The following is a 19,574-nucleotide window of genomic DNA, read 5'->3' on the forward strand; positions in this document are numbered from 1 at the left end:
GGTGAGGGCGCGGAGCGGCCGGAGGCCCAGAGGAGCCTCCGCGCTGCCCGCGCCTCGTCTCTGCTACGCGCTCGCCTACGCGCTCGCTTCAAGCCCGCGAGGCGCGGCTGATCAGGCGCCCACGACCGGCGCGGCGTCGTTCGCCGGCTCGGGGGACGAGAGCTCGCCGCCCTCTGCCGCGGACGCCTCCTCGTCGGGCGCCTTGGCCGGCGCCTCGGACGAGGCGCTGCTCGCGGCCGCGGCGGCCTTCTCGGCGTTCGGGCGCCGGCCGCGCGGCTTCTGCAGCAGCGACGGGGCGAGGTCGCCGTCGCCGCCCTCGTGCCAGCGCAGGTACGCGACGGCGCGGCGGCACTCCTCGTACGCCTTCGCGACCAGCGAGATCGCGCGGGCGCGGCGATCGCCGGCGTCGGTGATCTTCGGCGCCGCGGACGAGCCCTTGCCGGGCTTCGCGGCGAGCGCGGCGAGGAGGCGCACGCCGAGATCCGCGGCGCGCTCGAGCTCCTCGTCCTCGACCGCCGTCTTCGCGCGGACCTTGTCCCAGGAGCCGCGGAAGAGCTCGGCCAGGGCGATGAGATCGCTCGCGAGATCCGCGTGCCCCTTGCCCTTGCGGATGTCGGCGACGCGCTGCTTGTCGAGGAGGTTCCTGTGACCGAGCGCCTCGGCGGCGACGAGGAGCGCCTCGCGCAGCGTGCCGGCCTCTTCGGTGAGCTTCTTCGCGTCGAGCTCGCTCGCGGGCGTGCTGTAGAGAAGATCGGCGTACCAGGCCGCGAGGGCGAAGTCCTCGAGCTCGTCCAGCATCGCGATCGGATGGTTCGGGAGATCCCGGACGATCTCGTCGCGGAGCTCGCGCAGGTGGGGCAGGGCGGAGAGCACGGAGCTCACGGCCCTGGGGACCTCGACGTAGACGGTCACGAGATCGTCGGGGCCGAGCTCGAGGAGCTTCGGCTCAACGCGGCCGTACGCAGCGAGCGCGGCGGCCGGCGAGGACGGGAGAACGGGAGCAGGTGCTGCTTTCGGGGGTCTCGCCATACAGGTGTCTCCAGCGGAGGGCGCGCACACTGCCAGACAGAAGCGCGAAGGGAAAGGGGGACCGCGCGATTGCCGCCGGAGGCTCGGCCGGAGGGCGCCCTGGCGCGAACAGACTCTCCGGCCGGGCGCGCTGTGCTCTGGTAGATTGCGGCGCGAGGACTCACGACATCATGTACGCGATTGCGATCATTCGTTACAGGCGACCGCTCGACGAGGTGCTCCCGGCCGTCGACGCCCACCGCGCCTACCTGAAGGGGCTCATCGAGCAGGGACTGCTGCTCGTGTCAGGGCCGCTCGATCCCCGCTACGGCGGGGCGCTCCTGCTCCGGGTGCCCGACGAGGCGGCCGCGGCGACGCTGGATCGGATCCGGGACGGCGATCCCTTCACGGCGAAGGGGCTGGCGCAGTACGAGCTCCTGCCCTGGGCGCCGGTGTTCGGAAAGGAGGAGCTCGACAGGGTGTTCGCCCCGAAGCCCTGACGGGAGCGCCGCGCCGTTCATCGCACCGGCGCCGTCCGCGCCGCCGACCGCGCCGCGCGCTACGGCGTGTCGAACGAGAGCACGCCCGAGTCGTCCGTCGTGTAGCGCCCGCCCGGCGTGATGCGCATCGCGAGCTCCGGCTCCCGGGAGACGACGGCCACGTCGTAGCCGCCCTTCGGCAGGAGACCGGTGATCACGTGCCTGCGCGTCGCGCGAGGCACCTGATAGGACAGCGGCCCCGAGCTCGGTCGCGGTTCCGAGCGCAGATCCGAGCGGAAGAGGACGACCGTGCCCGCCACGAGCGCGCCGTCGAAGCCGGCGCCCTGCGCGCTGTCGATCCGCGTCGCCGCATCCATCGCCGCGCCCGCGTCCGCGCCTTGCAGCACGTGCAGGAAGCGGACGTCCGTCGGAGCGGTCTGATCCTCCACGACGAGGCGGTGGGTCGTCGGCTCCATCGCCGCCGGCTTGTCGACGTTCTCGATCGGCACGGCCGCCACGCGGGCGCTCCGCGGCAAGAGGCTCTGGATGAACAGCGTCTGCCCCCGCGGGGTCACGGCGCTGGCCGTCCGGCCGGAGATCCGCGGCGCCGAGGTGGTCATCAGGTTGAACCGCTTGAACCGACCGGCGGTGCGGGACGTCGCGCGGTCGTAGACGACCACGTGATCCGGCTGCAGCCAGACGACCGACCGGCTCGCATGGACCATGTCGCGGGCGGCGTCCGCGGGCACCCAGACGTTCTCGCGGGTGTTGTACAGATCCGTCGCTATCCCCTCGGCGAACACGTAGCCGGCGCCGCGGGTCATGCGCGTGATCGGATCGCCGGCGGCGCGCCCCTCGCGCCACTGGCCGCCTCGCGCGACGATCTCCTTCTCGTACCAGCGGATATTCGACGGCTTGTCGTTCTGCAGGGAGAGGGTGTTGTGGTAGTCGGTCGTGGCCCCGATCAGGTTGTTCGAGTAACTCGTGTGCTCCTTCGTCAGCCACTCTCCCTTCCGGTAGAGCTCGATCTGATTGCAATCGCCGATCTGGTGGTTGATGGTGACCCAGCCGCACCGCCAGGTGAACCACGTCGCGCCCGCCGTCCAGTCCGAGCGCGCGCGGAGGGAGCCGCGTCCCTGCGCCCGCTCGAAGAAGGTTGTGGGCATCGCCGGGCGAGGATCCGCCGGGAGCGGCGCGGCCGGGTCGAAGAGCATGAAGCTCAGGATCGCCCGGCTCGGGGCGGGTGAGCCCCAGATCTTGGACGTGCGCGCGTAGAGCTCGGGCGCGCCGCCCGCGATCGTGTTGGCCACGATCCAGCGCGACCTCTGCAAGCGCGCGGTGTTGCCCGTGAGCTGGTCGTAGACGCCCAGCGAGCCGAACAGCTCCGCGAAGCGCGGCTCGACCCAGACCTGCAGCGTATCGCCGTAGTTCGCCATCTCGTAGACCGGCCCGAGGTCGCGCCTCGACGGGTACGTGACCGGGCCCGGCGCGATCGAGTGCAGGAACCCGTCCGTGAAGCGGTCCCAGTATCCGCTGCGCAGCAGCCCGATCTGAGGTCCTGACTGGGCCTGGGTGCCGTAGCCGGCCGTATAGAGCCCGAGCAGCGCGTGGTGGAGGGTCGCGACGCCGCCGCCGTAGAGAAAGCCCTCCACGGGCAGGCCGCCGCTGGCCACGCCGAGCCCGTCGGACGGGACCCCGAGCTGCTTGGCCGCGGTCTCGGAGGCCTCGAAGATGGCAAAGGCCTGGTAGAGCCACGCGCCCGTCGCGTCCGCGCGATAGCTGCGCAGCGTGTTGCCGAGCGTCCCCGCCGGCGCGCTCGGATCGAGCGGAGGGTCGTCCGCGTCGTCCATCGAGAGCGACATCAGCGTGACCTGGCGCAGATGGCCGAGATAGTAGTTGTTCGCAGCCCACCTGAGCTGGAGCGGATCGCGGAGCAGCGCCGGATCGTTCATGACGCCGACGGGGTGGGGGTGCTCGTTGCCCGCCGTCGAGGCGTGGAGGTTGTCGTCAATCCACCTGAGAAAGACCTGCCGTATCTTGGCCTTGTCGCCGGCGGAGAGCACCGGGCGGCCGCCGCTGTCGGTCGCGTTGTAGATCCAATCGACCGTCAGCGGGAACCCTTCACCCCACCAGCGCGAGCGATCGCCGGTCGCGAACCCCGGGCGGCGGAAGGGCTGGCCGTCGGCTCTCCCCTTGCTCGCCTCCTCGATGGCGACCATCAAGAGATTGCGCGCCCTGACGGCGTGGGTGGGGCGGGCCGCGACGTCGGCATCGATGAGCGACATGAATGCGAAAAACTCGGCATACGCCTCGGTCGGATACTGCTCGTAGGCGTTGGTGCCGCCGTCCGGCCACGTCGGGTTCGGCCGCCCATTCGGGTAGAACCGGCCTTCGTAAGCTGCGATCGCACCCCGGAGCGCGGGCAACATGGCTTCCCTGTACATGCGGTTTCGGCTGTCCGCGGCCCACCCGCGCAGCCTTGGGAGGTGTTCGTTCGTGAGCCAGAGTCGCGGGTGACCGGTGACAGGCTGCGCGGCGGCGCGCCCCGGCGCCCCGATAAGGCCCAGGGAGAGCACCGCGGCGGTGAGGATGTGGTGAATCGGTCGCATGCTGGTTCTCGGTATCGCTGGGCGCGAACAGCCGCGCCGGCCAGCGTTGACCCACGCTGAACAGCACGCGTCGTGCCGAGTATTTGCGTGCGCGTCGCGCGTCATGAGGAATGAGCAGTGTGCGTCCGTGTCACATGGCCAACATCGACGGCGCCGCCGAGCGGCTCGCGCGTGGCGACCTCATCAACCCTCGGGCGGAGACGCGCGCTTCATCCCTGTGCTCGACCGTCGGAGGACGGCGCCATGCACGTCGCGTGGGTGGTAATACTGCGTACCATTCACCTGGTAAGGCGACGCCATCGCGGCCGAGCTGGCGCTCGCGCTTCGCGGGACAGGACGGCGGCGACGTAGAAATAGCGAGCGCAATCGAAATGCCGAGCGGAGTGAGCCCTCGCCTCCGCGCCCCTCCGCGGCCCCGGAAGACTCGGACACCTCGGAACGTCGGAACGTCGGAGGACACGCGCCTCGAGGCTCGAGGACACATGACGCGAATCCGCCGCACCTCCGCGCGGATCTGTCGCTATACTCGGCGAAGATAGGAGCGCTCTGCAGCATGCCGACGCCAGACTCCTCCCAGTTCCTTGGCGATCCTCGGGTCCTGCGCGAGGGGAATCTCGTGAAGGGCACCCTGATCGGCTCCCGCGCCGAGGCCCTGCGGCAGAGCTATGGCGAGCGGGCCGTGGCGGATCTGAGCCGTCAGCTCTCGCCGCAGGCGGCCCGCTACCTCGACGATCCGCCGATGCCTCTGGCCTGGCACGACATGGCGCCGCTCCTCGAGATCGACTGCGCGCTCCTGCACGGGCTCTTCGGCGGCAGGATGGAGAAGATGCGCTTCTTCGGCGCGGAGATCGCCCGGAAGGACCTGACGACGACCTACAAGACGATGGCGGTGGTGGGCTCGCCGTCGGTGCTCTTCAAGCGCTTCGGCCTCATGTACAAGACCTACTTCAAGTACGGCGACTTCAGCGTGACGGCCACCAGCGACGCCGCGGGGAGGGCCACGCTCTCGGGCGGCGGCCTGCCGCTCTACATGTGCGGCCATGGCATCTCGGGCTGGGTCGAGGCGGGCCTCGCGCTCCTGGGCAGCAAGCGCAGCTCGGTCGAGCATACGGCCTGCAGGCACCGCGGGGCGCCGCGGTGCACCTGGTCGATCTACTGGTGAGCCGCCGCTGGTTCCTCGGGGCTTCGCCCCGAACCCCAGCGTCCGCTTCGCGGCCGCGCCAGTTCCATGTCAGCAATCCCCGGCGGGATTGCTGACATGGAACTAGGCGGCGGCCCGCCCGTCGTCCCCGAACGCCGCCCGCGCGAGCAGCCGCTGCAGCGCCTCGGCGCTCTCCTCCCACGACGGGGGCGCTGCCTCGGCGAACGCGTCCTCGTCCCAGGCTCGCGCGAGCGCCTCGCGGAGCGCCCGGCCGAGCGCCCCGGCATCGCGCGACGGGACGAGAAGCCCGGTGCGCCCCGGCGTCACCACATCCGGGATGCCCCCGACGCGCGTGGCCACCACAGGCCGCGCAGCCGCGAGCGCCTCGAGCACCACGTTCGGCGTTCCTTCCGCCCAGCTCGGAAGCGCCAGAAGATCCGTCGCGGCGAGGTGGCGGGCAACCGCGGAGAGCGGCCTCGCCCCGACCGCGATGATCCGCCCGCGCCCCTCGCCCAGATCGGCGGGCTCGCGATCACGCCGCGCGGCGGCCTGCTCGACCGCAGCCCGCTCCGGACCGTCGCCGACGATCACGAGATGGACAGGCTCGCTTCCGTCGTGGCCGTCCCTGCCGAGCGCCTCGAACGCGCGCAGCAGCTCGTGGATCCCTTTCTCCCGGCTGACGTGCCCGACGAAGGTGACGATGCGCCCGCGCGCCGGGAGCCCGAGCTCGCGCCGGGCAGCGCGCCGGTCGGCAGGACGGAAGAGCGCGCGGTCGACCCCGTTGCGGACGAGGACCGCGCGTTCCTTCGGCGCGCCGAGGGCCACGAGCGCCTCGACCATCGGCCGGCTCACGCCGATGGCGCATGCGGCGGACCGGAGCGCGCTGCCGACGAGCGGCCGCACCGAGCGCCAGCGCGCCACGACGTTCACGTCCGTGCCGTGGGCCTTCACCGCGTAAGGGAGGCCGAGCATCCGGGCGAGCAGCGCCGCGGCGCAGGCGTCGGGGTAGAGCCACGCCCCCAGCACGACGTCGAACCGCCCCCGCAGCCGCGGGACGTACGGCAGGAGCCCCGCCAGGTAGAGCGGCGCGTTCACGGGCGCCAGCACCCGGCCCGCCCCGGGGAGGTACGGCGCGCGCGCGTGGACCACGGGGACGCCGTCGATCTCGTCGCGCGCGGGCACCGCCACCAGCCGGCCCGGGCGTGTGCGATCGCCCAGGAGCGATACGCCCGGGTGGTACGGGATCGCCGCGAGCACCTCCACCGCGCACAGGCGCGACAGCGCCGCGAGCTGCTGCCGCTGGAACGCGCACGACAGCGGCTCAACCCGGTTCGGAAAGATGCGCGTCACCCAGAGGACGCGCAGCGGCCTCGGCCAGCCCGCCTCCTTCATGCCCACGTTCACAGCCGACTTCATGATGTAATATTTGTTACATTCGATGGGTCCGCCCTCAGCGGGGCAGCGATGGACTCCGGGGTACGTCCTGCCCTGTCGGCGCACGTCCACACCGCGAGCGCACGCCTTGCACGGCCTGGCCCGCTCTCCGGAGCGTCCCCGGCGGCGCTGCGCAGCCCCTCGCGCGGCACGCCGTAGCACGCGCACGCCGAGGCCAGATTTGTAATGTTGCAAACATCATCGAACGTGGGACGCTCCGGGCGCCGGGCGTGCTGCCGGGGAGGGGAGGGCGGCCGATTCGGGTCGCTCCGTGCCGCGGGGCTTGCCGCTCGACAGCGAGGGGGCGCGTGTTCTCGTTCGTCTTGCCGATGTGGGACTCCGACGTGACGGCGCGGGCGGCGCTGGAGCAGAGCGTGGCGTCGAACGTCGGGGACGTGGGCTCGGGAGCGCTGATGGCTGGCGTCGTGGGCTCGCTCGAGGGGTCTCTCCGGGGCGAGGTGTCTCGTTATGGACTGAGCGTCGATGGAAGCTACGAGCGGGTATTTCAGGTCTCGCTCGACCCGGCTCGACTCACGCCCTCCGACAGCGCCTCGGCGCGGCTCGGCGGGGGAGCGGGCTGGGCGCTCTCGCCGCTCGCGGATCTCTCCATGGCCGCGGCCGGCTACCTCGCGACCCGCCTCGGCGTGCGCGCCGACGACGCGCTCGCCGCGCGCGATCCCTTCCTGTCCGGCGATCGCCTGCAATACACCCTCTCCGCCGCGCCGGCCCTCTCCATCACGGCGTCGCGGCGCTCCTCGGTGCGCGTCGGCGTCGGCTACGAGCAGGCGGGCGCGCTCTCGGCCGACGACCCTGCCGCGGTCGGGATCGACGCGCACACGGGGCGCGCCGAGGTGAGCACCTCGTTCGACCTCGGCGCGCTGGACACGCTGACACCCGAGCTCCGGTACGAGGTCACCCAGTACCATCACGCGCTGCTCGACACCGATCTCACGCGCGGCGCGGCCCGCGTCCACGCCGGCGCCGCGCTCCTCTCCGAGTCTCACGAGCTCACGCGGAACCTCTCGACGCGCGTCGCCGGCGGCGTGACCGTCGCGAGCCCGCCGCCCGTGCTGTCGTCGCGCGACGCGGTGCTCTCGCCGGCGGCGCGGATCGGGCTCACCTACGTGGAGGAGCGCTATCGGCTGACGGCGGGTTATGCCTATGCCTACACGTCGCTCGGGCCGAGGATCGGATTCGGACACGAGCACGAGGCGTCCCTCGAAGCGAGCTTTCGGCCCGCCCGGGGCGGCGCGACCCGCGACCTCATCGTGACCGGGGTCGCCCGCTTCTCGACCGGCAGCGCCCCCGTCGCCGCCAATCCCCCGCTCCACCTCACCCCCGGCGCGGCGGCGCCCTCCAGGGAAGGGTCGGTGTCCACGACCACGGCGCTCGCGGGCGCGGAGATCTCCTATCCCCTCTGGCGCGGGCTCGCGCTGAGCGGCGGCGTCGATCTGGAGTACACGCGCGCCGCGCTCGATCCAGCGCCGAACGCAGGCGAGGCCGGCGGCTCGCTGAGGAGCATCGTCAGCGCCGGCATCTCGGGGACGCTATCGACGGATCGACACCGGACGCTCCGCCGCGATCCCGACGGCGCGTGGGACGACGAGCGCCGCGGCGCGATGATCCAGGGGATGCCCTCCGGCCGCTGGCAGGCGCCCGAGCCAGGCCGCGAGCCCGACGACGGCGGCGACACCTCCGGCGAGGCCCCACCCGCGCGCGCCGCGCAAGCCGGCCCGCGCGCGACGCGCGACGCGCGATAAGCCCCCTCGACACGCCAATTTCTCCCCCCGCAGGGAGCGGCGCGCCCACCCGCGCGACGGCTCAGCCGCAGGAGAGCCGGCGAGACGACCGTGCACCGGGCGGCGCACGCCTGGCGTGGCGCGTGGCGCGTGGCGCGCGGCGGCTCAGCCTCGGTCCACGGGACGCTAAGGACTCGACGTAGGCAATCCGTCGACGGCGTTCTCGCGCCGCGACTCCCCACGACAGCCCGCACGTCATCGGCGCGACCCGGCCGCGAAAGCGCCAATTTCGCCGCGCCCGACCTCGCGCACGGCGGCTCAGTCCGCCGTCATGAAATGAGATTCGTCGGAGGCATCTGGCAGTCTGCCCCGGTCTGCTCTAGTGTAGGTTCAACTACAACCGTAGGTGCCCCGTCAGAGGCGACGCGCCGTGATGTGCGACCGCCCGGGGCCGACGAGTGGAGGGAAGATGCTGGAGCTGTTCCGGTCGCCGCGCCGGGCCATGGTGTGGTTTGTCGAGGCCAGCCTGCTCTCGCTCCTGGTGTGCTGCGCGCCGGGCGTGATCGTGGGCTGGGAGCATACGCTCGATGGGGAGCGCTTCGGACGGACAGCGAGCATCTCGTTGGTGGCGCTGACGTCGCTCTACTATCACGGCCTGTACGGGCCCGAGCCTCCCAGGGCACGGGCGCTGGTCCTGACGACGTTCCGGGCGCTCGGCCTGGCGGCGGCTGTGCTGTGGCTCGCGTTCTGGCTCGTGCCGGACGCGCAGATCAGCGACCGGGTGCTCCTGACGTCGCTCGGGGCGGCGGCGCTCGTGCTCCCCGCGTGGCGCGCGGCGTGTGATCGGGTGATGAGGAGCGAGAGCTTCTCCAAGCGCGCGGTCGTGCTGGGCTCAGGCGAGCTCGCCCGCTCGTGCGCGGCCCTCATCCGGAAGGATGGACAGGTCCTCGGGCTGCGCCTCGCCGGCCGGCTCGTCAGAGACGAGGAGCCGATCGACGAGGCCGAGATCGCGGGGAGGTACCGTGACCTCCGCCGCCTCGTCGAGCAGCGCGGTGTCGCGGCGGTGATCGTGGCGACTTCCGATCGCCGCGCCGCCTTCCCGCTGGAAGAGTTGCTCGATCTGAAGCTCCGCGGCGTCGAGATCGAGGAGGGCATGGATTTCTACGAGCGGGTGACCGGCAAGATCTGCGTGCGCGAGCTGAGGCCGAGCCAGATCATCTTCTCTCACGGGTTCAGCGTGCGGCGGCGGACGCTGATCGCGAAGCGGATCTTCGACGTCGCGTGCGCGACCGTCGGGCTCGTCCTCGCGCTGCCGCTGATGGCGCTCACGGCCGCCCTGGTGAAGCTCGACTCCAGGGGGCCGGCGCTCTATTCGCAGATCCGGACAGGCGCTCTCGGGAAGCCGTTCAGGATCCACAAGTTCCGCTCGATGAGGACCGACGCCGAGAAGGACGGGGCGGCGTGGGCGACCGAGAACGATCCGCGCGTGACCCGCGTCGGGCGCTTCATCCGGAAGACGCGGCTCGACGAGCTGCCGCAGCTCTGGAATGTGCTCGTCGGCGAGATGAGCATGGTGGGGCCGCGGCCCGAGCGCCCCGAGTTCATCGACGCTCTGGAGAAGCAAATCCCCTTCTTCCGGCAGCGGCTCTTCGTGAAGCCGGGAGTGACGGGGCACGCACAGGTGCGCTGCCGTTACGGCGCGTCCGCCGAGGACGCGCTGGAGAAGCTCCAGTATGATCTCTATTATATGAAGAGCTTCTCGCTCTGGTTCGATATCTCCATCCTCATCGACACCGTGAAGGTCGTGCTCTGGCGCATCGGCGCACGGTGAATCGTCCGGCCGCCGCTCCGTGCAATGGCTGCGCTCTTTACCGCCGGGCTCGGTGGCGCGCCCTCTGCAGAGCACGCGCGAGAGATCGGCGGTCGTCGGTCTCCGGGGGGTTCGGCGATGAAGACGTGGATGAGGGCGAGCGTCGTGAGCTCGGTGCTTCTGGTCCAGGGCTGCGCGGAGCTCGACCCGGCGCCGGGAGAGAGCGTCGCCGTCGCGGCGAGCAGCCTGAACGTCTCGACCTTCCGCTTCATGGAAGGCGGAGAGCTGCCGTATGTGCTCGGCTTCTCGCCCGAGACCGGCCAGATCCTCGGCGGCGCGCACCAGCTCCTCATCCCGCGAACCGGCGGCCGCGAGGCGCTCGACGGCGCCAACCTGCCCTCGCACCTGCACCCCGAGCTCCGGGGCTCCCTGCTCCAGCTCAACTCGACGCTCCGGGAAGGCGAGGCGCAGTCGACCGCGTTCGCCTCGAACTGGTGGCCTCAGCGGCAGAACGGCATCGCCGATCGCTGGAACTCGACCAACAAGAACTATTCCGACCGTATCTCCGACCCGGACAACATCTCTCCCGTCGAGAAATACGACGTCCTGTTCCACTCGGGGCAGATGGAGACGCTCGGGGCCATCGCCTCGTGGAGCATGGACGACCTCAGGAGGCCTCCCTACCTGCGCAATCCTCCGTATATCCAGCCGACGGTGGTCGTGGCCGGCCCGGCCACGCGCTGGGAGCTACAGCATCACGGGCTCTACCAGGGTGTCTACCCGGAGTACTGGTGGGGGCACTGCAACGGGTGGTCGGCCTACGTCGCCGCCGAGGGGGCCGGGCCGCGCCGCGACGTCCGGGTGAAGCTCTCCGGCGCGAAGGTGACCGAGTGCGCCGCGGCGGAGACCGGCTGCGTCCTGTTCCGCATGGCGGACATCGAGGCGCTGATGAGCGAGCTCTACTTCAGCGACTCGGTGACCTTCTCGGGACGTCGCTGCGAGACGCGGGCGGATCGGACGATGCGCGACGTCTACGGCAGGCCCATCGACCCCGCCTGCCGCGACCTGAACCCGGCCACGATGCACGTGGCCATGACCGGGCTGCTCGGGGTCGGAGCAAAGCCGCTCCACGGCGACTCGACCCAGCGACAGAAGCTCATGTTCGTCGTCGACCACACCTGGGACGTCGAGGTGTGGAGCTTCCCCGTCAAGCAGTTCTCGATCGATGTCATCGAGGAGGTGGACGTCCGGCAGGCCGCGCGGCTCCTGTGCGGCGGCGCGTATGCGGGCGCCGACTGCTACAATTACAGGTTCAACCCGGGCGCGACGCGCTTCGTCCGCGTCGCCGCGCGCTTCTGGATGATCTCCGATTCGGTCACCGGCGAGACGCTGCTCACGCCGCCCGAGCAGCGCACCGTGCCGCTCTCCGTGTCGGAGCTGCACTACGTGCTCGAGCTCGACGAGAACCTCACCATCCTGGGCGGCGAGTGGATCAAGAACCCCTCGATCGTGAACGGGGTCAACGGCAAGGAGCTCCACCCGGATTATCTCTGGATCCCGGTGCGGGCCCAGGGCGCGGGCGAGGACGCCGACGATCTCGGGGGCGCCGAGGACAACCCCTACATCTCGTACGCGAAGGTCAAGGCGCTGCTCACGCTCTCGCAGCGCGACGACTGAGGCGCAATGCCGTGCGCGCCGCGCGCGCCACGCCCGAAGCGCCCGGCCTGTCAGAAGTGCGACGGCGAACGGCGGCGCGGCGGCGATTCAAGAAGCGTTGGCGGGGTGGACGGGACTCGAACCCGCGGCCTCCGGCGTGACAGGCCGGCGTTATAACCAACTTAACTACCACCCCAGACGTCAGGGATACGACCGCTCGGCGAGCGCCGAGCCAGCTCGGCTTTGCTTCCCATGAGCAAGCTCGCCATGAGCCAGACCTCCTCGCCTGGCCTGCACCAAGCGATGCAAGCCAACCGAGGGAGGCTCAGGCGAGCATCGACTCAGATGACAGGGAAGAAAGCTGGCGGGGTGGACGGGACTCGAACCCGCGGCCTCCGGCGTGACAGGCCGGCGTTATAACCAACTTAACTACCACCCCAGACTGACATCACTACAGATCACCCAGGCCCCTAGACCCAGGAAGTGGGCGGGACAGGGGTCGAACCTGCGACCATCGGCTTGTAAGGCCGACGCTCTGCCGCTGAGCTACCCGCCCCGTCGGAGAGGTGCGCGACTGTACTCGCCGAACGGAGTCCGTCAAGATTTATTTCTCGCGGCCTCCGTCCCTGCCTGATCGAGCCCGCGCCTGCCCTTCGATCTCCGTGGCTTTCGCCGCGTGCCGCGCGCCGCACGCCGCCACACGCGCCCGCACCGGTCCCGCCGCCACCCTCGCGATCCGCGTCCGCGCCTCGCGTCGCTCGTTTGCTGCGATTGCAAGCGCTGTCACGAACGCGCCGGGCGGACGTGCGAACAGAGCTGTGGACCGTGTGACAACCTGACTCATCGACACACTTCCAGCGTAAATTTCCCATGTGTCCGCGCTACGCTGTGCGTCAGCGGCGCCAGCCGCGTGTACGCGTAGTGGAGGAGCAAGCAACGTATGGCGGAGAAGATCGGCATCCTCGTCGGCTGGGAACAGTCGTTCCCTCAGGCCTTCCTCGAGAGGTGCAACAAGGTGCCGGGCATCCGGGCGGAGATCGCGAAGCTCGGCGGGACGCCCGAGCGGTTCGAGAGCCCGTACCGGGTGCTCATCGACCGGATCAGCCAGGAGGTGAAGCACTACCGCTTCTACTTGAAGGCCGCCGCGCTCGGCGGGGCGTTCGTGATCAACGACCCGTTCTGGTGGAGCGCGGACGACAAGTTCTTCGGCTACTCGCTGGCGTCGCAGATCGGCATCGCGACGCCGCGCACCGTCATGCTGCCCCAGCGCGACTACATCCCGGCGATCGTCAAGGAGCGCAGCCTCCGCAACCTCGAGTATCCGCTCAACTGGGAGGCGATCATCGACTATGTGCGCTTCCCGGCCATCCTCAAGCCCGCGGACGGCGGCGGGTGGAAGGACGTGTCGGTGGTGCGGAGCCAGGAGGAGCTGCTCGCCGCCTACAACGCCTCGGGGCAGAACGTCATGACCCTGCAGGAGTTCATCGACTTCGACGACTACGTCCGCTGCATCTGCGTCGGGAAGGATCGCATCCTCCCGATCCAGTACGACCCCAGGGCGATCGGCCCCACGGGGCTCCGCGGCTGCTACGTGCAGCATGAGAACGAGCGGTGGCTCCCGAAGGCGCTGCACGACCGCGTCATCGAGGACGCGATCAAGATCAACAAGGCGCTCGGCTACGACATGAACTCGATCGAGTTCGCGATCCGCGACGGCGTCCCGTACGCGATCGATTTCACGAACCCGGCGCCGGACATGCACATCGAGCACCTGCGGGAGCGGTACTTCAACATCGCCGTCGACTGGATGGTCGCGTTCGCCGTGGAGTGCTCGAGAGGCGACCGGCGGACGAGGGACGGCTACGCGTGGTCGAGGCTCGTCCGGCCCTCCGTGGGCAAGGTTCGGCTCGGGGCCTCGTCGTGACCGCCGTCGAGGGGCTCCTCGACGGCCAGTTCACGCTGGGCATCGAGGAGGAGTTCCAGATCGTCGACGCGGAGACGCGCGAGCTGCGGTCGTACGTGAGCCAGCTGCTCGAGGGGGGGCAGGGCCACGAGCTGCTGCGCGGCCGGGCCCGCCCGGAGATGCATCAGTCGGTCGTGGAGACGGGCACCGGCGTCTGCCGGGACATCCGGCAGGCGAGGGGAGAGCTCTCCGAGCTGCGCGGCAGCCTGAACGCGCTCGCGCGGCGAGGGGGGATGCGGATCGTCGCGGCCGGGACGCACCCGTTCAGCGACTGGAAGAAGCAGGACATCACCGACGGCGAGCGCTACCGGTGCATCGTGGAGGACCTGCAGGACGTCGCCCGCGCCAACCTCATCTTCGGGCTGCACGTCCACGTCGGCGTCAAGGACCGCGAGGTGGCGATGGCCCTCGCGAACCAGGTCCGCTACTTCCTGCCGCACATCCTCGCGCTCTCCACGAGCTCGCCGTTCTGGCTCGGCCGCCCCTCGGGGCTGAAGAGCACGCGCAGCGAGATCTTCAAGCGCTTCCCGCGCACCGGGATCCCGGGGCTCTTCGAGTCGTACGACCACTTCCAGCGCTTCGTCGATCTGCTCGTGAAAACGGGCTGCATCGACAACGCGAAGAAGATCTGGTGGGACGTCCGCCCGCACCCGTTCTTCGACACGGTCGAGGTGAGGATCTGCGACATGACCACGCGCCTCGACGACACCGTGGCGCTGGCCGCGCTCGTCCAGGCCGTCATGGGCAAGCTCTACCTCCTCTACCGGCGCAACCTCGGGTTCCGCGAGTACCGGCAGGAGCTCATCGAGGAGAACAAGTGGCGCGCCGTGCGCTACGGCCTCGACGGGCAGCTCATCGACTTCGGGAAGCAGGAGCAGGTCCCCGTCCGCCACCTCGTCGACGAGCTCCTCGAGTTCGTGCAGGAGTCGGCGGAGATCTTCGGATCGCAGGGCGAGCTCGAGCGGGTCCGGAGGATCCTCCACGAAGGGACGAGCGCGGATCGCCAGCTCGCGGTCTACGCCCGGACGAAGAGCTTCCACGCCGTGGTCGACGACCTGATCGAGCAGTCGAGCCTCGGCCTGTGAGGCCCCGCCGAGCTGCCCGGCGGCGGAGGCCGCCGTGGGGAGGCCGCGCGCCGGGAGGAGCCCTCCTCCCGGCCGCGGGCGGCTCCCGCGGAGGCGCTCGGCGGGGCAGGGGCGGCGGGGTGCATCGAGAGGCGGCCGCCGGCCGAGGCGCGCCTCCGTGCGAGAATTTCTGCTCGCGCTCCGGCTCTGCTACCGTGCGGCCGTGGGAAACGCTCCGCATCGCTGCGTCGCAGCTCTCTCGGTGGGCTGGCTGCTCGCGCTGTCCGTCACCGCGGGCGCCGCGGGTTGCGCGTCGACCGAGTACGTCAACGAAGGTCCCGGGCAGCCGACGCCGCGGGCCTCCGGCTCGCTGCCTCCCGGATCGGTGGGCGTCTGCAAGCAGCCGCTCACGAAGCGGCCGCCCATCGTGAGCGAGGAGCTCTGGGCGCACGCGAAGCCGTGCACGTCGCGCACGCCGCCCTCGACCATCCGGCTCGGCTACGCGAAGGACGGCTCCGCGGGCGCCGATCCGGAGACGGAGCAGCTGGTCGAGAAGGTGCTGGCGGCGCTCGCCGAAGGGACGAAGCCCGACGGCGGGAACAACCAGGTCACGGGCGCGATCCGCGCGGTCCGCTCCTACGCGGCGAGGAAGGACGAGCTGCGCGCCCGGATCGCGCGGGACTCGGCCTCGGATCAGGCGTGCGACGTGACCTACCTGCTCAACACGATGTCCGCCGCGCGGGGCAAGCTGTCCGGAGGCGACGCCTGCACCGCGGAGGTGTTCGACCCGGAGACGCGCGCCGACGCGTGCCTCTTCGACACGAAACGGCCCGAGGGGCTCTGGCTGTCGAGCGGCTGGTCCTGCATGACGTTCACCGGGGCGCTCGGGAACGAGGCGTCCTGCCATCAGCTCTGCGGTTACGACGACTACTGCGCGCGGCAGGTGTACTGCGCCGCAGGCGACGTCAACCTGCTGCTCTGCGCGCTCGGCGTCTGCCTGCCGGAGCCGTCCGCCGGCATCAAGTGACGGCCGCGCGGAGCTAGTCCGCGCTAGTCCGCGAGAAGCGCGCTCAGCCGCTCGAGGACGCCGCGGAGCAGCTCGCGCGCGCCGCGAAGGAGCGCGCGCACGTCGCGAAGGGCGTCATGGACCTCGCCGGGCACGGGCAGGAGGCCCGCGCGGGCGGCGAGCGCCGCCCCCGAGACGAGCAGCAGGACCACGACCAAGGCCAGGAAGATGCGGCGGGGCCACCGCCGCCGTCGGCGGGGCGCCGGCGTCATCAGGGCCGGAGGCGCGGACTTGACCGGCAGCTTGCGGCTGGAGGGCGGCGGGAAGGAGGACTTGGGCGGCGGCTCGTCGAGAGAGACGGGGAGGATGCCGGCGAACGTGGCCGGCAGCGGCGTGTTCCCGGCGGGCGGCCGCTTGCTGCTGCGCGGCTCGCCTCGCCGCCCGGACGTGGAGCGGAGCTCCCCCCGCGACGACAAGCGGCTGTCCGCGAGCTGGATCGCCGTAGCGAGCTTCTTCCGGCGCTCGGTCACGGCGTCCCCGAGCGTCTCGCGGACGAAGCGACCGACGTCGCCGTCCGTGACCGAGGCGCCGAGAGAGATCGCGATCTGGTCGAGCGTTCGCTGGAACGACGCGCAGTCGCTCCAGCGGTCCGCCGGATCCTTGGCCAGCGCGCGCTCGATCGCCAGCGCGAGATCGAAGGGGACGTCCGGCACGAGCTCGCGGATGGGGACGGGGGCGAAGCGAATGATGTTCTCCATCGTCTTCGCGTCCGTCTTGCCGCGGAACGGGTGGTATCCGCTGAGGGTCGTGTAGAGGAGGACCCCGAGCGAGAAGATGTCGGCGCGCCGATCGACCTTGCCCGACGTGAGCTGCTCCGGCGAGAGGTACGGGATCTTGCCCTTGAGCTGGCCGGCGACGTGCGTCTCGTGCAGGCGGCCCGTGGCCTTGGCGACGCCGAAGTCGACGATCTTCACGATGCCGTCGAACGACACCATCACGTTCTGCGGGGAGATGTCGCGGTGCACGAGGTCGACGAGCCTGCCCTCGTCGTCGCGCAGCTCGTGCGCGGCGTGCAGGCCGGCGCAGATGCTCGAGGCGATGCGCAGGAGGATCGGCAGGGGGACGCCGCCGGTCGATTTCACCTGCTTGTTCAGCGAGGCGATCGTGTCGCCGTCGACCCACTCCATCACGATGTAGAGCACGCCGTTCTCGTCGCCGAGCTCGACGATCTCGACCGCGTGGGGGTGCCGGATGCGGGACGCGAGGCGCGCCTCGTCGAGGAACATCGCCTCGAAGGCCGGGTCGTCGCCGAACTCCGGCAGCATCGTCTTGATGGCGACGATCTTCTGGAAGCCGCGGGATCCCACGAGGCGCGCCGCCCAGACGGCCGCCATCCCTCCACGGGCGACCGGCATGAGGAGCTCGTAGCGGCCCAGCGTGTCTCCAGGCTTGAGGTCCGACAGGATCTGCACGCGGTGGTCCTACTAGATGGGGAGGCGGAGTTTGGAGGGGTAGGGCTCGAGTGCCACCGTTACGTTCGTGGAGGCCCGTAGCCTCGACGTCTGCCGGAGCGACGCAGCGCCATCGCGCCTGCACGTCACGAAGGAGGTCCCGCAAAGCCAGGGTGCCACGAAGCGTATACGGACCTCAAGCTCGGGGGCGAAGGCGCTTCGGAGGGACGCATCGCTGCGGAGGGTAGGCGAGCGCGGCCCGAAGAGAGGGCGCGGCGAGCGCGGCCGGGGCGATCGATGTGGCGCGCGAGGAGATCGGAACGGATGCGAACCGATGGGAAACGATGGGGATGGGAAACGAGTGCGGCGAAAGGGAATGATTCGTTGCGTGTAAAGACGCGTGTAAAAGTGCGCGTAAAGGTGCGAAAAGTGCGCCAGCTCGCGTTGAAGACGCGGGCGCTGGAGTCGTGATACACGGTGAGCGACCTGCTCGACGAGGCCTCATGGAAGCCAATTTGCGCCCGATCCCGCCGCCTCACGACGAAGACAACGAAGACGTGCACTGGGCGCTGTCGACCGCGACCGCGCTGTGGGGGCGCGGGGAGCGCGACGAGGCCCTGAAATGGCTGCGCCGCGCCGCGGAGCAGGCCTCGGATGCCAACGCCGACCTGCGCGCCCTCGAGCTCTTCAAGGCCGCCGCGGAGGTGGCGCAGAAGATCGCGGCGCTCGAGGCGGATACGGCCACGGCCTCGCAGCCCACGACCGCGAGCGCGCCGCCGAATGCGGCCGCGAGCGCGCCTCCCCAAGCGTCCGGCGCGCCTCCCGCGACAGCGAGCGCGGCGCCGCCCAGGCCTAGCGCGCCGGGGGCATTGGCGCGACCGTCGCATCCGCCGGGCGTGGAGGCAGGACGAGCCGAGCGCGGCGGCGCGGGCACGAGCGCGCCGCCCGCCGCGATGCGGGCGCCTTCGGTCCGCGCGCCTGCCGGCGATGCGCCGACAGGGCCGATCACGTCCGCGGCGGCGACGTTCCGCGACGGCGCCGTGCCCAGGCCCGCGACGGGGCTGGGCCGGCCGGCGTCGGTGGTGCCGCGGCGCGCCCCTGGGCCGGTGAGCGCAGCGGCCCTGCGCGAGGTGACCCCGACCCAGCTGTCGCCGGCGGCGCGCACGCCAAGCCACGCGCCAGGGCTCCCGGCGCGCCCTGCCGCGGCGACGAAGACCGGCGCCCCGCCGGGCGCGCCCGCCTCGACGGCCGGATCGCCTGGCCGCGCTGTCCCGGCGAACGCGCGTGCGATCACCGGCTTCGCGGCGTCGCCCCACGGGAGGGTGTCGTCGACCACCGCGGTGACCGAGGAGGTCCCAGCGGTCAAGCTCCCGGCGGCGGGTGCGCTCGCTGGCCAGGAGCCGGGGCAGGGCGCGTCGGACGCCGCGCGCGAGAGTGCCAGCGGGGAGCAGCAGCTGGCCGACGCAGATCCTCCGGCCGATCAGCGCGCGACGGTGCCGACGCCGACGGCCATGGCCGCGGCGTTGGCGCGGCGGCCGGCGGTCCCGCTCGGCGCGGGCTCTTCGCAGGAGGCGACAGAGCGGCGCCCGGGGCTCTGGCCGAGCACGGACGATGAGGGCACCGCGCGCCGCCCCCTGACCCCGCAGGAGCAGCGGGTGCTGATGGAGCTCCGGATCGAGGATCTGGACGAGGAGACGCCGATGCTCGCCCTGGAGCAGCTGGCGGGCGACGGCAAGCCGCCCGCTGCCGCACCGGAGGCGGGCGACGCGTCCGACGACCGCGCCGACTGGACCGAGGCCGAGCCGGATGAAGCCGACGCTGGCATCGCCTCTGCGGATCACCAGGGGGATCCGACGTTGGCGGGGGAGCCCTCGGACGCGATGCAGGGCCAGGGCGCGGAGGAGGCGGCGTCCTGGTCGCAGGGAGCCCTCACGGACGATCGTGGGGGCTCGTCGGAGGACTCGTCGTGGAACGATCCGCCGTACGAAGGGGAATGGCAGGCGCCTCCGCCGCGGCTTCCCGCGTCGCAGATCGAGCCGCTGCCGGCGCTGCGGATCGCGGTGATCGGCATCTCGAGCGCCGGGGAGCTCCGGCTCGTCCCGATGGACGGAAGGAACGCTCCGCCACGGGGCGCGGCGCTCGGGATCCTCGTCCCGCTGAGCCCCGGGGACGGCGAGACGATCGCGCGGCTGCTCCAGCTGCGCAGCTGAGCTG

Annotated in this window: 13 protein-coding genes and 3 tRNA genes; 9 read left to right on the forward strand and 7 right to left on the reverse strand. The window is 71.2% G+C overall.

Annotated features, from left to right (window positions below; translation table 11 throughout):
- Nucleotides 1-111 precede the first annotated feature (111 nt).
- The gene (locus WMF12_RS19095) at nucleotides 112-1,029 is read right to left on the reverse strand and encodes a hypothetical protein (RefSeq protein ID WP_437747078.1); all 918 of its coding nucleotides are present in this window, start codon (nucleotides 1,027-1,029) and stop codon (nucleotides 112-114) included.
- Nucleotides 1,030-1,199: 170 nt separating this feature from the next.
- On the opposite strand from WMF12_RS19095, the gene WMF12_RS19100 reads away from it, so the two are divergent.
- A complete protein-coding gene (locus WMF12_RS19100) occupies nucleotides 1,200-1,508 on the forward strand; it encodes a YciI family protein (RefSeq protein WP_437747079.1) in 309 nt (102 codons plus the stop codon).
- A 59-nt stretch (nucleotides 1,509-1,567) separates the two neighbouring features.
- On the opposite strand, the gene WMF12_RS19105 is transcribed toward WMF12_RS19100, so the two are convergent.
- Nucleotides 1,568-3,916: a hypothetical protein gene (locus WMF12_RS19105; protein WP_437872998.1), complete on the reverse strand. Its 2,349-nt coding sequence runs from the start codon at nucleotides 3,914-3,916 to the stop codon at nucleotides 1,568-1,570.
- 733 nt (nucleotides 3,917-4,649) lie between these two features.
- Here WMF12_RS19105 and WMF12_RS19110 point away from each other — a divergent pair.
- Complete coding sequence (locus tag WMF12_RS19110; protein ID WP_437872999.1) at nucleotides 4,650-5,258, forward strand: hypothetical protein; 609 nt, start codon at nucleotides 4,650-4,652, stop codon at nucleotides 5,256-5,258.
- A 102-nt stretch (nucleotides 5,259-5,360) separates the two neighbouring features.
- Here WMF12_RS19110 and WMF12_RS19115 read toward each other — a convergent pair whose 3' ends face one another.
- Nucleotides 5,361-6,653 carry a glycosyltransferase family 4 protein gene (locus WMF12_RS19115; RefSeq protein WP_437873000.1) on the reverse strand — a complete coding sequence of 431 codons (1,293 nt, stop codon included), beginning with the start codon at nucleotides 6,651-6,653 and terminating at the stop codon, nucleotides 5,361-5,363.
- Between the two features lie 326 nt (nucleotides 6,654-6,979).
- On the opposite strand from WMF12_RS19115, the gene WMF12_RS19120 reads away from it, so the two are divergent.
- The 3 genes from WMF12_RS19120 to WMF12_RS19130 all read left to right on the forward strand — a co-directional run bounded on the left by WMF12_RS19120 (nucleotide 6,980) and on the right by WMF12_RS19130 (nucleotide 11,897).
- The gene (locus tag WMF12_RS19120; RefSeq protein ID WP_437873001.1) at nucleotides 6,980-8,431 is read left to right on the forward strand and encodes a hypothetical protein; all 1,452 of its coding nucleotides are present in this window, start codon (nucleotides 6,980-6,982) and stop codon (nucleotides 8,429-8,431) included.
- 448 nt (nucleotides 8,432-8,879) lie between these two features.
- Nucleotides 8,880-10,241 carry a sugar transferase gene (locus tag WMF12_RS19125; protein WP_437747084.1) on the forward strand — a complete coding sequence of 454 codons (1,362 nt, stop codon included), beginning with the start codon at nucleotides 8,880-8,882 and terminating at the stop codon, nucleotides 10,239-10,241.
- Nucleotides 10,242-10,358: 117 nt separating this feature from the next.
- Nucleotides 10,359-11,897, forward strand: coding sequence for a hypothetical protein (locus WMF12_RS19130; protein ID WP_437873002.1), 1,539 nt, complete (start codon nucleotides 10,359-10,361; stop codon nucleotides 11,895-11,897).
- A gap of 98 nt (nucleotides 11,898-11,995) precedes the next feature.
- On the opposite strand, the gene WMF12_RS19135 is transcribed toward WMF12_RS19130, so the two are convergent.
- The 3 genes from WMF12_RS19135 to WMF12_RS19145 form a co-directional block, all read right to left on the reverse strand.
- Nucleotides 11,996-12,072: transfer RNA gene (locus WMF12_RS19135), tRNA-Asp, on the reverse strand.
- A 166-nt stretch (nucleotides 12,073-12,238) separates the two neighbouring features.
- Nucleotides 12,239-12,315: transfer RNA gene (locus tag WMF12_RS19140), tRNA-Asp, on the reverse strand.
- A 45-nt stretch (nucleotides 12,316-12,360) separates the two neighbouring features.
- Nucleotides 12,361-12,432 (reverse strand) — tRNA-Val (locus WMF12_RS19145).
- A 384-nt stretch (nucleotides 12,433-12,816) separates the two neighbouring features.
- On the opposite strand from WMF12_RS19145, the gene WMF12_RS19150 reads away from it, so the two are divergent.
- From WMF12_RS19150 to WMF12_RS19160, 3 genes are all read left to right on the forward strand, one after another.
- Nucleotides 12,817-13,800 (forward strand): ATP-grasp domain-containing protein, encoded by a 984-nt coding sequence (locus tag WMF12_RS19150; protein ID WP_437873003.1) that lies wholly within the window; start codon nucleotides 12,817-12,819, stop codon nucleotides 13,798-13,800.
- Nucleotides 13,797-14,924, forward strand: a complete 1,128-nt coding sequence (locus WMF12_RS19155) for a carboxylate-amine ligase (protein WP_437873004.1) — start codon at nucleotides 13,797-13,799, stop codon at nucleotides 14,922-14,924. The genes WMF12_RS19150 and WMF12_RS19155 overlap by 4 nt, the downstream gene beginning before the upstream one ends.
- 202 nt (nucleotides 14,925-15,126) lie before the next feature.
- Nucleotides 15,127-15,930 carry a hypothetical protein gene (locus WMF12_RS19160; protein ID WP_231864919.1) on the forward strand — a complete coding sequence of 268 codons (804 nt, stop codon included), beginning with the start codon at nucleotides 15,127-15,129 and terminating at the stop codon, nucleotides 15,928-15,930.
- Between the two features lie 23 nt (nucleotides 15,931-15,953).
- On the opposite strand, the gene WMF12_RS19165 is transcribed toward WMF12_RS19160, so the two are convergent.
- The gene (locus tag WMF12_RS19165) at nucleotides 15,954-17,381 is read right to left on the reverse strand and encodes a serine/threonine protein kinase (protein WP_437747088.1); all 1,428 of its coding nucleotides are present in this window, start codon (nucleotides 17,379-17,381) and stop codon (nucleotides 15,954-15,956) included.
- A gap of 482 nt (nucleotides 17,382-17,863) precedes the next feature.
- Between WMF12_RS19165 and WMF12_RS19170 the strand changes: the two genes are divergently transcribed.
- Complete coding sequence (locus WMF12_RS19170; RefSeq protein ID WP_437873005.1) at nucleotides 17,864-19,570, forward strand: hypothetical protein; 1,707 nt, start codon at nucleotides 17,864-17,866, stop codon at nucleotides 19,568-19,570.
- The last annotated feature ends 4 nt before the right edge of the window (nucleotides 19,571-19,574 follow it).

It is taken from the genome of Sorangium sp. So ce363, from assembly GCF_051520435.1.
In the GTDB taxonomy this organism is placed as follows: domain Bacteria; phylum Myxococcota_A; class Polyangia; order Polyangiales; family Polyangiaceae; genus Sorangium; species Sorangium cellulosum_B.

Excerpts from the sequence above, each read along its gene's own strand:
- WMF12_RS19150 (WP_437873003.1), top strand. The coding sequence starts at position 12,817 with ATGGCGGAGAAGATCGGCATCCTCGTCGGCTGGGAACAGTCGTTCCCT.
- WMF12_RS19105 (WP_437872998.1), bottom strand. The coding sequence starts at position 3,916 with ATGTTGCCCGCGCTCCGGGGTGCGATCGCAGCTTACGAAGGCCGGTTC.
- WMF12_RS19170 (WP_437873005.1), top strand. The coding sequence starts at position 17,864 with ATGGAAGCCAATTTGCGCCCGATCCCGCCGCCTCACGACGAAGACAAC.
- WMF12_RS19110 (WP_437872999.1), top strand. The coding sequence starts at position 4,650 with ATGCCGACGCCAGACTCCTCCCAGTTCCTTGGCGATCCTCGGGTCCTG.
- WMF12_RS19100 (WP_437747079.1), top strand. The coding sequence starts at position 1,200 with ATGTACGCGATTGCGATCATTCGTTACAGGCGACCGCTCGACGAGGTG.
- WMF12_RS19095 (WP_437747078.1), bottom strand. The coding sequence starts at position 1,029 with ATGGCGAGACCCCCGAAAGCAGCACCTGCTCCCGTTCTCCCGTCCTCG.
- WMF12_RS19130 (WP_437873002.1), top strand. The coding sequence starts at position 10,359 with ATGAAGACGTGGATGAGGGCGAGCGTCGTGAGCTCGGTGCTTCTGGTC.
- WMF12_RS19125 (WP_437747084.1), top strand. The coding sequence starts at position 8,880 with ATGCTGGAGCTGTTCCGGTCGCCGCGCCGGGCCATGGTGTGGTTTGTC.
- WMF12_RS19115 (WP_437873000.1), bottom strand. The coding sequence starts at position 6,653 with ATGAAGTCGGCTGTGAACGTGGGCATGAAGGAGGCGGGCTGGCCGAGG.